This is a genomic window from Pseudomonas putida (assembly GCF_003228315.1).
GTDB classification, from domain to species: Bacteria; Pseudomonadota; Gammaproteobacteria; order Pseudomonadales; family Pseudomonadaceae; genus Aquipseudomonas; species Aquipseudomonas putida_S.
Genome location: NZ_CP029693.1, coordinates 6,284,011 through 6,299,216, shown reverse-complemented (window position 1 = coordinate 6,299,216; position 15,206 = coordinate 6,284,011). Strand labels below are relative to the sequence as shown.

15 protein-coding genes and 4 tRNA genes are annotated in these 15,206 nt (G+C 60.0%); 6 read left to right on the top strand and 13 right to left on the bottom strand.

Going from position 1 to position 15,206, the window contains the following annotated elements:
- Window positions 1-28: 28 nt before the first annotated feature.
- Entirely contained in the window at window positions 29-364 is a 336-nt protein-coding gene (locus tag DKY63_RS29490; protein WP_110967350.1) for a hypothetical protein, read from the top strand.
- Window positions 361-702, top strand: a complete 342-nt coding sequence (locus DKY63_RS29485) for a hypothetical protein (RefSeq protein WP_110967349.1) — start codon at window positions 361-363, stop codon at window positions 700-702. Before DKY63_RS29490 ends, DKY63_RS29485 begins: the two co-directional genes overlap by 4 nt.
- 79 nt (window positions 703-781) lie before the next feature.
- On the opposite strand, the gene DKY63_RS29480 is transcribed toward DKY63_RS29485, so the two are convergent.
- The gene (locus DKY63_RS29480; protein WP_162634936.1) at window positions 782-1,084 is read right to left on the bottom strand and encodes a hypothetical protein; all 303 of its coding nucleotides are present in this window, start codon (window positions 1,082-1,084) and stop codon (window positions 782-784) included.
- 32 nt (window positions 1,085-1,116) lie between these two features.
- Between DKY63_RS29480 and DKY63_RS32245 the strand changes: the two genes are divergently transcribed.
- From DKY63_RS32245 to DKY63_RS29470, 3 genes are read left to right on the top strand one after another with little or no spacing between them, the layout of a single operon-like run.
- Window positions 1,117-1,272 (top strand): hypothetical protein, encoded by a 156-nt coding sequence (locus DKY63_RS32245; RefSeq protein ID WP_162634935.1) that lies wholly within the window; start codon window positions 1,117-1,119, stop codon window positions 1,270-1,272.
- A 34-nt stretch (window positions 1,273-1,306) separates the two neighbouring features.
- Window positions 1,307-1,540, top strand: coding sequence for a hypothetical protein (locus tag DKY63_RS29475; RefSeq protein ID WP_110967347.1), 234 nt, complete (start codon window positions 1,307-1,309; stop codon window positions 1,538-1,540).
- A complete protein-coding gene (locus DKY63_RS29470) occupies window positions 1,540-2,676 on the top strand; it encodes a tyrosine-type recombinase/integrase (protein ID WP_110967346.1) in 1,137 nt (378 codons plus the stop codon). The genes DKY63_RS29475 and DKY63_RS29470 overlap by 1 nt, the downstream gene beginning before the upstream one ends.
- A gap of 109 nt (window positions 2,677-2,785) precedes the next feature.
- Here the strand turns inward: DKY63_RS29470 and DKY63_RS29465 are convergent.
- Window positions 2,786-2,862, bottom strand: a tRNA-Val gene (locus tag DKY63_RS29465).
- A gap of 183 nt (window positions 2,863-3,045) precedes the next feature.
- On the opposite strand from DKY63_RS29465, the gene DKY63_RS29460 reads away from it, so the two are divergent.
- Entirely contained in the window at window positions 3,046-4,329 is a 1,284-nt protein-coding gene (locus DKY63_RS29460; protein ID WP_110967345.1) for an NAD(P)/FAD-dependent oxidoreductase, read from the top strand.
- 52 nt (window positions 4,330-4,381) lie between these two features.
- On the opposite strand, the gene DKY63_RS29455 is transcribed toward DKY63_RS29460, so the two are convergent.
- The 11 genes from DKY63_RS29455 to DKY63_RS29405 form a co-directional block, all read right to left on the bottom strand.
- Window positions 4,382-5,353 carry an XdhC family protein gene (locus tag DKY63_RS29455; protein WP_110967344.1) on the bottom strand — a complete coding sequence of 324 codons (972 nt, stop codon included), beginning with the start codon at window positions 5,351-5,353 and terminating at the stop codon, window positions 4,382-4,384.
- 1 nt (window position 5,354) lies between these two features.
- On the bottom strand, window positions 5,355-6,590 hold the full coding sequence (locus DKY63_RS29450; RefSeq protein WP_110967343.1) for a c-type cytochrome: 1,236 nt from the start codon (window positions 6,588-6,590) through the stop codon (window positions 5,355-5,357).
- A 2-nt stretch (window positions 6,591-6,592) separates the two neighbouring features.
- Window positions 6,593-7,132, bottom strand: coding sequence for a (2Fe-2S)-binding protein (locus DKY63_RS29445; protein WP_110967342.1), 540 nt, complete (start codon window positions 7,130-7,132; stop codon window positions 6,593-6,595).
- A complete protein-coding gene (locus tag DKY63_RS29440; RefSeq protein ID WP_110967341.1) occupies window positions 7,125-9,956 on the bottom strand; it encodes a xanthine dehydrogenase family protein molybdopterin-binding subunit in 2,832 nt (943 codons plus the stop codon). Before DKY63_RS29440 ends, DKY63_RS29445 begins: the two co-directional genes overlap by 8 nt.
- A gap of 458 nt (window positions 9,957-10,414) precedes the next feature.
- A tRNA-Asp gene (locus tag DKY63_RS29435) sits at window positions 10,415-10,491 on the bottom strand.
- A 91-nt stretch (window positions 10,492-10,582) separates the two neighbouring features.
- Window positions 10,583-10,659 (bottom strand) — tRNA-Asp (locus tag DKY63_RS29430).
- 53 nt (window positions 10,660-10,712) lie between these two features.
- Window positions 10,713-10,788, bottom strand: a tRNA-Val gene (locus DKY63_RS29425).
- Window positions 10,789-11,010: 222 nt separating this feature from the next.
- Window positions 11,011-11,784: an SDR family oxidoreductase gene (locus DKY63_RS29420; RefSeq protein ID WP_110967340.1), complete on the bottom strand. Its 774-nt coding sequence runs from the start codon at window positions 11,782-11,784 to the stop codon at window positions 11,011-11,013.
- The gene (locus DKY63_RS29415) at window positions 11,781-12,992 is read right to left on the bottom strand and encodes an O-succinylhomoserine sulfhydrylase (RefSeq protein WP_110967339.1); all 1,212 of its coding nucleotides are present in this window, start codon (window positions 12,990-12,992) and stop codon (window positions 11,781-11,783) included. The genes DKY63_RS29420 and DKY63_RS29415 overlap by 4 nt, the downstream gene beginning before the upstream one ends.
- 73 nt (window positions 12,993-13,065) lie before the next feature.
- Window positions 13,066-14,571, bottom strand: a complete 1,506-nt coding sequence (purF, locus tag DKY63_RS29410) for an amidophosphoribosyltransferase (RefSeq protein ID WP_110967338.1) — start codon at window positions 14,569-14,571, stop codon at window positions 13,066-13,068.
- Window positions 14,572-14,612: 41 nt separating this feature from the next.
- A complete protein-coding gene (locus tag DKY63_RS29405) occupies window positions 14,613-15,173 on the bottom strand; it encodes a CvpA family protein (protein WP_110967337.1) in 561 nt (186 codons plus the stop codon).
- Window positions 15,174-15,206: the final 33 nt, after the last annotated feature.

The following is a 15,206-nucleotide window of genomic DNA, read 5'->3' as shown; positions in this document are numbered from 1 at the left end:
ACGTGTACTGCTACAAGGGGCCGCGGTGATGACCGAACAAAAAATCAAAGAATTTTACTCTGCCGAGCAAGCTTCTCAGCATGCTGCCGACTGGTGCAAGCGCCATCCCGCATGGCGCCGGATCTGTGATATCCCGGATCTCTCCGTGTTCGAAAAAACCTACGATGAGATTCCAAAGCGCGAGCGCGCCTACTGGGACAAGAACGGCGGCGAAGAATGCTGGCGAGAATTCGGCACCGGAGGAACCAAGGTGCCTACTGGGTTCATATCTGGAAAGGGCGAGTTTTTCGATAGCGTCCTCAAAGTGCCACTCCATCACAACCTGATGATGGTGTTCCGCGTGGGCAAGAGTTGGAAGCCATGAGCTCGCCCCCGCTGATCAGCAGCCAGCGATATCTGAACCGAGATGTCATCGCCAGAAAGGCTGCCACGTTCAAGGTCTTCGTGGTCAGGACCGTGACGATGGAGATTCGCGGCAAGCACTACCGCGTTCTACTGGATGGTCACCATAACCTGGCAGCCGCCCGCCTTGTCGGCGCAGAGCCAACCTGGAAAGGGCCGGCGCCGAAGTTTGAACGGATCATGAAGCACATGTCGGCCGACAGCTTCGCCGCCTTCATGATCAACAACCTGACCGACAGCGACTGGTACTTCCACGACACCGGCGAAGTGGTTGCTGACCTGCTCGCGCCACAACTCTAACCCCTACCCCACACAAGAGTTCGCCGGTGTCCGGGGAATACGATCCGGCCAATTTGTCCACTGAACTGTTTTTGAAATCCTATGCGGCCATTTCTGGTTCGGCCCAGACCCGACCATCCGCCATTTGATGAAGGTACTCACGCCATTTTTTGAAGGCGAGTTGCTGTCTCTCTGAAGCCTCCCGCCAAGCAACGGTTCCGATTAGATCGGCCGAAATGGCCATCATCCGAGAAGTAGCTAAATCAAGCTCATCAATGAGCTCACGGCCATTTGGCATGTCGGGCACTGATGAGCGCATAGAAACCTCGATTCGGGGTAATTCATCGGCTGACCAAATTTCGCATCGTGCGGTAAGGCCGACGAACGGTGCGCCCTTATTCATATCTCTCTGTCACCAAGGCAAGGAAGTGCGCCATGACCATCACGAAGATCATCAAGGGCCCGCACCGCTTCGGCGGCTTCTGGTGGGTCATCGCCGACTGCGGCGGAAAGATCCAACACATCTGCCGACGCACCGAACAACAGGCTCGCGCGATCGCCCCAGGGCAGGACAGCGTGACCATTCATTGAAACCTTCTGCCGACACCCGGCGCGGAGCATCATCATGGCAAAAGTTTTGGCCCAGATTACGGTCAAGTTGCCGCGCCTCATGGAGGCAGGCGAATACAGGAAGCTGCGGTACATCGGCGGTAAGCCCAGCCTGCAGCAGTTGAAAAAATGGATTGAGGAAGGCGAAGTGATCGGAGAGGTAAAGGGCGGGATGTATTTCGTCGATGTGCAGGCAGCAATCATGGGGTCGGATGACCCGCTGCTGGCCAAAATGCTGGAGATCGGCTGATGGCAGCCCGGCCGCGTACGCTCAAAAACAAAAAGCTGCCGCCGAATCTTTACCCGAACGGTAAGTATTGGCGGTACCGCAACCCCATCACCGGCGTGATGACCAGCATCAATCGCCCATTGGAGGAAGCAATCAAGCTAGCCAGGGCTGCGAACCTGAAGTTTGCGGAGTTGGTGGTGGACGATGGCTCGCTACTCGCGGCGCTGACCGGCGATCGACTGCCGATCGTGAGCAACCTGCTGCAGCGCTTCGAGGACGAATGGCTGGTCGACAAGGGCTACGCCGCGCGCACCCTGGAAGAAATCAAATTCAAGCTTGAGCGGTACCGGCAGGACTTGGGCGATCGGCTCATCGGGCAACTGGATGTTCTGGCCATGGCCGAATACCTCGACCAATTCAGCAACAACGCCTACACGAAGCACCGCGGGCTGTGGGTGCAGATCTTTGCGTTCGCAGTGGCCAAGGGCCTGGCCGAGCGTAACAACGCCGAGTTGACGCTGGTGAAGAAGGAGGCAGAGAAAAAGCGCCAGCGCCACACGCTGGAGGGGCTGAAGAAGATCATCGATGCCGCCACCACGCCACCGTGGCTGAAACGAGCCATCCGTCTGGCCTTGGTCAGCCTTCAGCGCCGGGAGGATATCGTTACCTGGCTGAAGTCAGCCGCCGACATGGACAAGAACACGCTGACAGTCTCGCCCGGGAAGACGCAAGGCTACGACAACCCGATCCACTTGAAGATCACCATGGGCGCGGCGTTGCGTGAAGTTGTCGGTGAGTGCCTGCGCTCGCCAATCGCATCGCCGTACCTGATCCACTACAAGCCAAAGGCCAGGCGTCGAGAACAGATCGACGCAAAAGACCACTGGACGTCAGTGACACCGGACTACCTGACCAAGGAGTTCAGCAAGGCGAGGGACGCCGCGCACGCCTACGACCAAGTGCCGAAGGGTGAGCGCCCCACTTTTCACGAGATCCGCGCTTTAGGTTCATGGCTCTACGAGCAGCAGAATTTCCCGACGGAATATATCCAGGCACTGATGGGCCACGCAGACGAGAAGATGACGAAACACTATCAGGAGGGGCACGACGAAAAGGAAATCGAGTACCAGGAGGTGGGCGCCGATTTGGCGTTTTGAGGTGGGGGTTTTGCAAAAGTTTTGCAAAAGTTTTGCAAATCGCAGAAAGCAAAAAGGGGTCACCGTTTCCGGTGACCCCTCTAGACCGCCCAGCAGAGCGGATTTTGTTTGGTAGGCGCGATTGGACTCGAACCAACGACCCCCACCATGTCAAGGTGGTGCTCTAACCAACTGAGCTACGTGCCTGCTGTGAGGCGGCATTCTACGGATTTGCGTAGGGGTGTCAACACCTTTTTTCACGCTAACCCTATGAATATGCAAAATATTTAATTTCGACGCTGCAAAGAAGATTTTGCGATGGCTGGCGGTGTTTTTTTAACTCGAGTAGGATCGATGCACTCGTAAAATATATTAAACAGAGGCAGCAGGATGGCAAGCACCCCCTACCCAGAGTCCTACTACGCCGCATCGGCCAATGCGGTACCACCGCGCCCGGCTTTGCAGGATGACGTTGAGACTGATGTTTGTGTCATCGGCGCCGGCTATACCGGCTTGTCCTCTGCCCTGTTTTTGCTGGAGAGCGGTTTCAAGGTCACGGTACTGGAAGCTGCGAAAGTCGGTTTCGGCGCGTCGGGACGCAATGGCGGTCAGATCGTCAACAGCTACAGCCGCGATATCGACGTGATCGAGCGCAGTGTCGGTCCCAAGCAAGCGCAATTGCTGGGGCAGATGGCGTTCGAGGGCGGACGGATCATTCGTGAGCGGGTCGCGAAGTACAACATCCAGTGCGACCTGAAGAACGGCGGTGTATTTGCCGCGATCACCGCCAAGCAGATGGGCCACCTGGAGTCCCAGAAACGCCTGTGGGAGCGTTTCGGCCATACGCAGCTCGAGTTGCTGGACGAGCGACGCATCCGCGAAGTGGTGGCTTGCGATCAATACGTCGGCGGCATGCTCGACATGAGTGGCGGCCATATCCACCCGCTCAATCTGGCGCTGGGTGAGGCCGCGGCTGTCGAGTCGCTGGGCGGCACGATTTATGAGCAATCACCCGCCATGCGTATCGAGCGTGGCGCCAATCCGGTGGTGCACACACCACAAGGCAAGGTCCGGGCGAAATTCATCATCGTGGCGGGCAATGCCTACCTGGGCAATCTGGTGCCGGAGCTGGCGGCCAAGTCGATGCCGTGCGGCACTCAGGTCATCACCACCGAACCGTTGGGCGATGCACTGGCCAAGAGCCTGCTGCCTCAGGATTACTGTGTCGAGGACTGCAACTATTTGCTCGACTACTACCGCCTCAGTGGCGACAAGCGCCTGATTTTCGGTGGCGGCGTGGTTTATGGCGCGCGGGATCCGGCGAACATCGAGGCGATTATTCGGCCGAAGATGCTCAAGGCCTTCCCACAACTCAAGGACGTGAAGATCGATTACGCCTGGACCGGCAATTTCCTGCTGACTCTGTCGCGCCTGCCGCAAGTCGGGCGCCTGGGCGACAACATTTACTACTCCCAGGGTTGCAGCGGCCACGGTGTGACGTACACGCATCTGGCGGGCAAGGTGCTGGCCGAAGCACTGCGCGGCCAGGCCGAGCGTTTCGACGCGTTTGCCGACCTGCCCCACTATCCGTTCCCTGGTGGCCAGTTGCTGCGCACGCCGTTTGCGGCGTTGGGTGCCTGGTATTACGGATTGCGGGACAAGTTCGGCTATTGATCGATAGATGTGAAAAGGGCCGCTAGAGCGGCCCTTTTCATTCAGCAATGAATCACATTTTGTCCCGCGCGATACCGCTACGAATCCGCAAAATATCAGCGAGCACTGCCAAGGCAATTTCCGCCGGCGTCTTGCTGCCCAGGTTCAGACCGATTGGCGCATGAATCCGCGCCAACTCTCCCTCCCCCAAACCGCCAATACGCCGCAAGCGTTCGAAGCGCTTCTGCGAAGTCTGCACCGAGCCCATCACACCGATGTAGAACGCTTCGGTACGCACCGCTTCCATCATTGCCAGATCATCAATACGCGGATCATGGGTCAAGGCGACTACCGCCGTGTCTCGGTGGCAGCCGCCATCGGCGATGAACACCGAAGGCAGTTGGCGCCGAATCTCCACGTTCTCCAGCACGACGCCTTCCAGCACTTCGTCCCGTGGATCGCAGAGAATCACTTCAAAGCCCAACCCCACGGCAAACTCAGCGCAGGCCTGGGCCACGCTGGAATAGCCGGCCAGCAGCAGGCGCTGAGCGGCACCAATGCGCAACCGAACCCGATCGATTTCGCGCTCGACACGTATGCCCTGCTCGCGATCGTCAAACAAACTGCGAACACCACTGGCCAGATCCACTTCCCGGATCAACCGGCGTCGGCCCAACAGCGCCGACTCCAGTTCGTGCAAATGCGCCTGCACGTCGCAATCGGGCTCGAGTTTTTCGACCAGCACATCCAGCACGCCACCACAGGGCAGACTCACCCTCGAGCGAGGATCATCGCCTTCGCCGTAGCGCACAACGCTGACTGCTTGCTCGAAGGCACCTTCGGCGACGCGCTCGAGGAAGTCTTCCTCGACACAGCCGCCGGACAACGAACCGATCCACTGTCCAGCGTCGTTGACCACCAGCAACGAACCCGGCGCTCGGGGCGCCGAGCCGTAAGTGGCGAGCACGGTGCACAGCCAGAGGCGCTGTCCGGCCGCCGACCATTCCAGCGCCCGGCGCACCACCTGCAGATCCAGATGCTGCATGTCAGTGCGCCTTGTGCTCGAGCGGCGGCGCATCGGCCCGCAGCTTCTGCACGTCATTCACCGCCAGATCACCCGATTGACCGCCCCAGCCCTGACGCAGGTAGTTCAACAGGTCGGTCAGTTGCTCGTGGCTGAGCTTCTCGGCGAAACCCGGCATCGGTTGCATGTGTTCGAATCCGGCAAACTTCTGCTCGCCGATACCGTCATCGATCACCCGAACCAGGTTGCGCGGATCTTCCAGGCGCAGCGTGGTGTTGCCGCGCATGGCCACGGCGATGTGCGGCTTGCCCTCGCCTTCAGGCGCATGGCAGCCAGCACAGACATTCAAATATTCCTGACGGCCGCGCTGGGCACTGGCACTGAGCTTGTCCAACGGCACGTCGGTCAACACTTTCGCCGCCGGTGGCTGATCGCCCAGCAGGAAGGTGGCCATGGCCGCCAGATCGGCATCGTTCAAGCCCTGGGTGCTGTTGTGGAACACCGGGAACATCTCGTTGAACATCGTGCCCTGGGCGCTCATGCCGTGCTTGAGGAACGCGCTCAGGTCCTGATGATTCCAGCCGCGAGCCGCCAGGTCAGTGGCCAGCAGGCTCGGCGCCAGGTAACCGTTGAGCAGGCCACCGGTCAGGCGTTTGTCCTGCTGCATCGCGCCAGTGACATTGCGTGGCGTGTGGCATTCGCCGCAGTGCCCGAGCACATCGACCATGTATTGGCCGCGCTTGAAGGCTTCGCTCTTGCCTTCGGTCGGCGTCAATTTCACGTCCTTGCCGTACATCATGTTCCAGGCGATCAGGCCCGGACGCACGTTGAACGGGAAGCTCAGACTGGTCACCGGTGCCGCACGCTCGATAGGCTCGAAGGTTTTCAGGTACGCATGAATCGCGTCTGAATCCTCACGGGGCATCAGGTGATACGAGGTGTACGGCATCGCCGGGTACAGGTTGGCGCCGTCGCGACGCTTACCCTCGGTCAACGCAGCGAAGAATTCGTCATCGCTGTACAGGCCGATGCCGTGCTCTTTGCTCGGGGTGATGTTGGTGCCGTAGATCGTGCCGAAGGGCGAGACGATCGGCAGCCCACCCGCAAAGGGCGCGCCACCCGGTGCGGTATGGCAGGCCATGCAGTCGGCGGCGCGAGCGAGGTATTCACCGCGTTTGACCTGATCATCCGCCTGCGCCAGCAACACCGGCGCAGCCAAACCAACCGCCAATGCCAGGCGGGTCAATAGATGCTTCATGCTTAACCTTCCTTGACCAGGCCGAGATCCGTCAGCACGTTGCGCGTCGCGTTGTAGTAACGCACGTAACCGGTGCAACGGCAGATGTGGTGACCGAGGCTGTCCTCGATGACTTTTTCCAGCTGGCTCTTGACGATCGGCTGACGCTTCAGTTTTTCCACCAGCACGGTCGCAGCGTTGACAAAACCCGGGGCGCAGTAGCTGCACTGGAAGGCAAATTCGTCGACGAAGCGTTGCTGGATCGGGTTCAACTCGGTGACCTTGCCCTGCTCGTCACGGGTGGCGTGGCCTTCGATGGTCCGTACTTTCTTGCCTTCGAAATAGTGTGCGCCGGTGATGCAGGTGCGCACTTCTTCGCTGGTGCCGTCCGGGTTATCGACGATCACCACGCAGGCGTGGCAGATGCCCTGGCCGCAGCCCAGGCGAGAACCGGTGAGATTCTTGTATTCGTGAAGGTAGTCGATCATCGGCAGGTCATCAGGGATGTCCACCGGGCCGACGGTTTGACCGTTGAGGGTCAGTTGAAGCGGACGGTTAGCCATTGAGGGCCTCCTTGATGCGTGCAGAAGTGATAGGCAGGTCGCGGACACGTTTGCCGATGGCATGGGCCACGGCGTTGCCGATGGCGCCGACCACCGGAATCATCACCACCTCGGCGATGCCTTTGGACGGGTCGCTCGGGGACAGCGGCGGCAGGATTTCAGACGTCTGCTTCCAGACCGCCACGTTGCGCGCCATTGGCAGACGGTAACGGTTGAAGTTCCAGTCACCCTCCCCCGGACCGCCTTCGTACAGCGGCATGTCTTCCATCAGCGCATGGCCGATGCCCATGGCTGTACCGCCTTCGATCTGGCCCTTGACCAGCTCCGGCACCAGCACCCGGCCGCACTCGACCCACGAGTGATGGTTGAGCACTTCGACTTCCGCCGAGCCCTTGTTCACTTTGAGTTCCACCAGGGTTGCCACGGGGCTGTAGTACGTCACCGCCGCGTTGTTCAACTGGGTTGGCGGATAGGCGATGTTCTGCCGATCCAGCAGATGGAAACCGGCGCTGGTCATCTGTGCCAGCTTCGCCTTCGGCGCCCCCTCGCCGTACTTGACCGCCAGGCCATCAAGCGGCAGACGCTCACGCACGCCGTCGATGCTGTACTCGGCCTCGGCCCAGCTCCAGCGGTTGAAACCGTGCACGGTGGCGCCAGTGACCAGGCCGCGCTCGTGGGCACGCTTGGCCAGCATTGCGAATGGCAGCGGTTCCATGCCGTTGGCGGTTAGTTTGCCGTCGACCCAATGGGCGTCTTCGCGGCGCACCACGTATGGGTTGGCCTGGCCGCCGTACGGGCCTTGTCGCCAGATTTCCAGCGCTGCCGGCCACAGGCCGTGGTTGAACAGCACACGCGCCGCTTCACGGGTGGCGTGACTGAAGTAGTAGGCGGAGTTGGTCGCCGATGAAGCCGACGCGATCTTGCCGACCCAACGTGGATTGCGCAGGAAGCCATCCTGTTCGGCCTGGCTCATGATGTAAGGGTTGCCGCCGGTGATCAGCTGCATTTCCTTCCAATCGGTTTCGCCAGTCTTCACTTCGTGCGCCGGCAGACCGAGGAAATCGGCCACAACCATCGCTTGCGAAGTAGACATGCCGGTGCCGATTTCGATGCCGATATGACGCAGGTTGATGCGCCCTTCAGCGGTGAATTCGATGCTGGCCATCGGTGCTTCGGAACCGGTGCCGAAGTCTTTCTGGCAGATGGCGAAACCGATGCCGTACCAGTTGTCCGGGTCGGCCGCTTCGCGCTGCTTCTTGATGGCGTCGCGGTTTTTCCAGGTTTCGTGAACAGCCGCCTTGTCGAGAATCTCGTGCAGGCGCAGGGCACCCGCAGGGACCGCGCCCTGGGTGTTTTTCATGCCCGAACGCAGGGCGTTCTTGCGACGCAGATCGATGGCGTCGACGCCCAGGCGATCGGCGATTTCATCGACCATCATCTCGGTGGACGCCATGCTCTGCAGGGTGCCGTAGCCACGCATCGACCCGGCTTCAACAGCACGGGAGTGGTAAGCGGTGACCTGCAGATCGTTCTGCGGCATGTAGTAGATCGACTGCGCAGCCGTGGCGCCAACCGCCGCCACCGAAGCGCTGTAGTTGATCCGTCCGCCGCCGTCGACGCTCATCTCGGCGCGGAAGATCTTGAAGCTGTGATCGGTCTTGTCCACCGCCAACTGGTAGCGGATATCGAACGGGTGACGCTTGATGCCGCTCTGGAACTGCTCGTAGCGGTCATTGGCCAGACGCACCGGCACACCGGCGCCGTACAACGCAGCGAGGGCTGCGTAGTAGACGAAAATGTTGTGGTCCTTGGAGCCGTAACCCACGGTGTAACCCGGGTGCATGTTCAGGTTGGCCAGGCCGAAACGCGACGGAGCGATCATCTTCGCGGTCTCGGTCGCAGCTTCCAGCGGGCACTGGGTCGCCACCACAAAATGCAGGGTCTTGGTCGCCGGATCGTACCAGCCGTTACCGTTGTCCGGTTCCATGGCCGCCGGTTCGATCGACGGGGTCTTGTAGCGCTCGTCGAACACCAGCCAGTTGTCTGGCGGCGTGTCGATCTGCTGCTTCATGCGCTCGGCGTAGAACAGGCCGCGCTCGGTCAGGTTGCCGTGCAGGTTCGGTTGCGAGTTCCACACAGGACGGCGGTTACGCAGCATCGGGAACAGGATCGAATCCTTGAGGCTGGCGAATTCATCTTCGTCCGCCGAGGTCGCGCCGCCGACACGCACGTAGCGGAAGCTGCCGTAGGGATCGCCTTCGTAGAACGGTACCTGGGCACCGTAACGAATCGCCTTGTCGTTGAACTTGAGTTGGGCCTTGGCCTTGCGGAAACGCTCGAAGTCGTTCCAGATCAGGATCGCCACCGGATGGCCGATGAACATCGGCACCTTGCCGGCCGGCAACAATGGATCGGGGGCGTGCTCTTCCGGAAAGACGATGCCGTCCTTGACCAGATCCTCGGCGGTGACGATGCGGTCCGGCTGCAACTCGGCGCCCAGCCACGACAGGTCATAGCCGTCATAGATGCGGTCGGCCTTGATGGTTTTGAGCAACATGGCGTGGCCCTGTTGCTGCGGCCAGCCCGGCATGTCCTTGGCACGGATGTCGCGGGCAAAGACCTTGCTGCCGCAGACCTTGGACAATGCATCGTTACGCGCACGCGCCTTGCCGTTGTTGCCAAGCCATTGCTCGGACGGCACGGTCACGCTGTTTTCCATCAGGGCTGCCAGCGCCTGGCTGCTCAGCGGCGTGAGTGTCACGCTCACACCTGCCACCAGCCCGCCCTGAAGGAACGAACGCCGGGAAATATCACGGTTGGACATGGATCATCCTCTGGGCGGTCATTGGGGGCCGCCCTTTTGGTTATGTACTGGAAATCTGGGGTCTTGCGGGAGCCCTTCCTGACGTTGCGAAGGGCTGAATTGACAGCGCAAAGCTGACTGAAGGGTTAAGTTTATAGGCTTATGCGCTTGCGGCAAACACCAGAAACAAAAAAAACTGACCAAAGAATCAAAATTTTGTGGATTTGATTCGTTGGGCGAGCCATTTGCGGTGTTTGTCAGGCCGTCATCGCGAGCAGGCTCGCTCCTACAGGGTTTCATACAGAAATCGGCGGACGGGGCGCAGGAAGATCAGGCAGGCATAAACAGAAGAAGAGGAAAACCAAATTCCAGAAACAAAAAACCCCGGTCTTTCGACCAGGGTCTTTGCTATCGATTCGAAGCAAGCGCTGATGGCTTTCTTCGTGCTTCAAGGCGTTCAGTGGTCCTTGAAGCAGATATGGCGCAGCGGACGGGACTCGAACCCGCGACCCCCGGCGTGACAGGCCGGTATTCTAACCGACTGAACTACCGCTGCGTATCGCTGTGGACTTGCGTCCAGGTAACTCGCTTGACTGAAAGCTTCGGTACTTTCAATCACGAACCGGAGCTAACCGATTCGTAAAATATGGCGCAGCGGACGGGACTCGAACCCGCGACCCCCGGCGTGACAGGCCGGTATTCTAACCGACTGAACTACCGCTGCGCGTCGGTGGAGGCTTTTCAGCTTCCATCTTGCTTTCGCAAGACTCTCGGGAGTGGTGGGTGATGACGGGATCGAACCGCCGACATTCTGCTTGTAAGGCAGACGCTCTCCCAGCTGAGCTAATCACCCGTTTGCATCTCCGAGGCCGCGAAATTTACGCAGGTAGCGAACCTAAGTCAATAGCAGGATTGAAGTTTTTCTGAAAAAGACAAAATTCTTTCAATCGATACAGCACCGACAACAGTCGGACCGCTTTCGCGAGCAGGCTCGCTCCCACAGTAGAGGGTGTTTCCAATGTGGGAGCGAGCCTGCTCGCGAAGACGGCTGCACTTTCAACAACAATGCCTGAGACTACTCGCTGTAAATCATCTTCTTGGTCATGCCACCGTCCACCACGAACTCCTGGCCCGTGACGAACCCTGCATTTTTCGACAACAGCCAGGCCACCATGGACGCCACGTCCTCGACCGTCCCTACCCTGCCCGCTGGATGCTGGGCGTGGTCGGCATCGGTCAGAGGCTCGGCGCGTCGCACGGAAGGATCGCGGGTATCGATCCAGCCAGGGCTGACGGCATTGACGCGAATCTCCGGCCCCAGGCTGATGGCCAGCGCATGGGTCAGGGCCAGCAGGCCACCCTTGCTCGCCGCATAGGCTTCGGTGTCCGGTTCCGACTGCCTGGCGCGGGTCGAGGCCAGGTTGACGATCGCCCCGCTGTGGGCACGCAGGTACGGCGCACAGTGCTTGGCCAACAGCATCGGCCCACTGAGATTGACCGCCAGCACCCGATTCCAGTAATCCAGATCGAGACTTTCCAGGGTGATGTTGTGCGGGTCTGCCACAGCCGCATTGCACACCAATGCATCCAGACGCCCGAACTGCCCCAGCACCTCGGCGACACCCAATGCCACCTGCCCTTCGTTCGCGACGTCCATGGCAATGAACCAGGCATTTTCACCCAGCACCTTGGCCACTTTCGAACCGCGCGCCCGATCCAGATCCGTCAACACGACTTGCCAGCCTTCGCTGATCAGCCATGCAGCGATGCCCAGGCCAATACCGCGCGCAGCACCGGTAACCAGTGCTACGCGTCCATTGGAGCCAGCCGATGCAGACAACTCGATCACAAAGCCGCCAGCCCGCGCGACAGGTCGGCTTGCAGATCCGCCACGTCTTCCAGGCCAACCGCGATACGGATCAGGCTGTCACGAATACCCGCCGCCTCACGCTCTTGTGGCGCAAGACGGCCGTGGGAGGTGGTGCTCGGATGGGTGATGGTGGTCTTACTGTCGCCCAGGTTCGCGGTGATGGAAATCAGGCGAGTGGCATCGATGAAGCGCCAGGCGCCCTCTTTGCCGCCCTTGACCTCGAAACTCACGACCGCGCCGAAGCCCTTCTGCTGACGCAGTGCCAGCTCGTGCTGCGGATGACTCTTGAGACCGGCGTAATGGACCTTTTCGATGCCGTCCTGCTGCTCCAGCCACTCGGCCAGTTGCTGGGCGTTGGCGCAATGGGCCTTCATCCGCAGGTTCAGGGTTTCCAGACCCTTGAGGAATATCCAGGCATTGAACGGGCTCAGGGTCGGGCCCGCGGTACGCAGGAAACCGACCACTTCCTTCATTTGCTCGCTGCGACCCGCCACCACACCGCCCATGCAACGACCCTGGCCATCGATGAACTTGGTGGCCGAGTGCACGACGATGTCCGCGCCCAGCTTCAGCGGCTGTTGCAGTGCCGGGGTGCAGAAGCAGTTGTCGACCACGAGCATCGCGCCTTTGGCGTGGGCAATTTTTGCCAATTCGGCGATGTCCACCAGCTCTGCCAGCGGGTTGGAAGGCGACTCGACGAACAGCAACTTGGTGTTGGCCTTGATCGCCGCGTCCCAACCGGACAAGTCCGCCAGGGCCACGTAATCGACTTCGACGCCAAAACGCTTGAAGTACTTCTCGAACAGGCTGATGGTCGAGCCGAACACGCTACGCGAGACCAATACATGGTCGCCGGCGCTGCACAGGCTCATCACCACGGCCATGATCGCGGCCATGCCGGTCGCCGTAGCCACCGCTTGCTCGGCGCCTTCCAGAGCGGCGATGCGCTCTTCAAATGCTCGTACGGTCGGGTTGGTGTAGCGCGAATAGACGTTGCCCGGCACTTCACCGGCAAAACGCGCGGCCGCGTCGCCAGCGGTGCGGAAAACATAGCTGGAGGTGAAGAACATCGGGTCGCCGTGTTCGCCTTCCGGGGTACGGTGCTGACCGGCACGTACGGCCAGGGTATCGAACGCTACGCCTTCGAGGTCGCTGTCCAACCGACCGGCATCCCAATCCTGACTCATGCTGTGACTCCTTTCCCAATTCTCGTAAATTAAAAGCCGGACACAAAACCGGCCCCTCAGGGCCGGTAGTTACTCAGTTGTTGTACAGATCGATGATCGCGCTGACCGCCTGGGTCTTGACCTTGGAGGCATCGTTACGTGCCTGCTCGATCTTGTTCAGGTAGGCCTCGTCGACGTCGCCGGTCACGTACTGGCCGTCGAACACTGCGCAATCGAACTTCTCGATCTTGATCTTGCCGCCACCGACCGCCTCGATCAAATCAGGCAGGTCCTGATAGATCAGCCAGTCGGCGCCGATCAGATCCGCCACATCCTGGGTCGAGCGGTTGTGGGCGATCAGTTCGTGGGCGCTTGGCATGTCGATGCCGTACACGTTCGGGAAACGCACAGCCGGCGCCGCGGAGCAGAAGTAAACGTTCTTCGCGCCCGCTTCCCGTGCCATCTGGATGATCTGCTTGCAGGTGGTACCGCGAACGATGGAGTCGTCCACCAGCATCACGTTCTTGCCGCGGAATTCCAGCTCGATCGCATTGAGCTTCTGGCGTACGGATTTTTTCCGTGCGGCCTGACCCGGCATGATGAAGGTACGGCCGATGTAGCGGTTCTTCACGAAACCTTCGCGGAATTTCACGCCCAGGTGGTTCGCCAGTTCCAAGGCCGCGGTGCGGCTGGTGTCCGGGATCGGGATGACCACGTCGATATCGTGATCTGGACGCTCGCGCTGAATTTTCTCGGCGAGTTTCTCGCCCATGCGCAGACGGGCCTTGTACACCGACACGCCGTCGATGATCGAATCCGGACGCGCCAGGTAAACGTGCTCGAAGATGCATGGGGTCAGGGACGGGTTGGTCGCGCACTGACGGGTGTGCAGCTTGCCGTCTTCAGTGATGTAGACCGCTTCGCCCGGCGCCAGGTCGCGAATCAGGGTGAAACCGAGCACGTCCAGGGAGACGCTTTCGGAAGCGATCATGTACTCGACGCCTTCGTCAGTGTGACGCTGGCCGAACACGATCGGGCGGATGCCGTGCGGGTCGCGGAAGCCGACGATGCCGTAACCGGTGATCATCGCCACGACGGCATAACCACCGACACAACGGTTGTGCACGTCAGTAACGGCGGCGAACACGTCTTCTTCGGTCGGCTGCAACTTGCCGCGCTGGGCCAATTCGTGTGCAAACACGTTGAGCAGCACTTCCGAGTCGGAACTGGTGTTGACGTGGCGCAGGTCGGATTCGTAAATCTCCTTGGCCAGTTGTTCAACGTTGGTCAGGTTACCGTTGTGCGCCAGGGTGATGCCGTAAGGCGAGTTGACGTAAAACGGTTGAGCTTCGGCCGAGGTCGAGCTGCCCGCTGTCGGGTAGCGCACGTGGCCAATGCCCATGTGGCCGACCAGACGCTGCATGTGACGCTGCTGGAACACGTCACGTACCAAGCCATTGTCCTTGCGCAGGAATAACCGGCCATCATGGCTGGTCACGATACCGGCAGCGTCCTGGCCGCGGTGCTGGAGGACGGTTAGCGCGTCATACAGCGCCTGATTGACGTTCGACTTACCGACGATACCGACGATGCCACACATGCGACGCAACCCCTACTTAATGGATCTGAACTGAGCACCACTCACTGAGGCGTTTTGGCCATCGGCAAGAGTTGCTCCTTGAACGGAATATCAGCGGGTACGCTGATTCCGCTGGCAAGCCACTGACTGCTCCACCCGAGAATCAGGTTTTTGGACCAATCGGCGACCAATAGAAATTTTGGCACGAGCTGGGACTGTAGCCACCACTCGTCGTGCTGTACCGGCCCCAGGCTCAACAGCCCGACCGCCACGACCACCAGCAACCCGCCACGCGCGGCGCCGAAGGCCATGCCGAGGAATCGATCGGTCCCGGAAAGTCCGGTGACGCGCACCAATTCGCCGATCAGATAATTGATCATTGCGCCGACGATTAACGTGGCGACAAACATTATTGCGCAACCCGTGATGATGCGGGCTGACGGAGTTTGAATGTATCCGGCGAGGTACTCGGACAATGAGCCACCGAACATCCAGGCAACGACTCCTGCGATGATCCAGGTCACGAGCGACAGGGCTTCCTTGACGAAGCCGCGGCTCAGACTGATCAATGCGGAGATGGCGACGATTGCAACGATCGCCCAGTCAACCCAGGTAAATGGCACAGTGCAGCCTACAGACGGATAAGGCGGCGCATT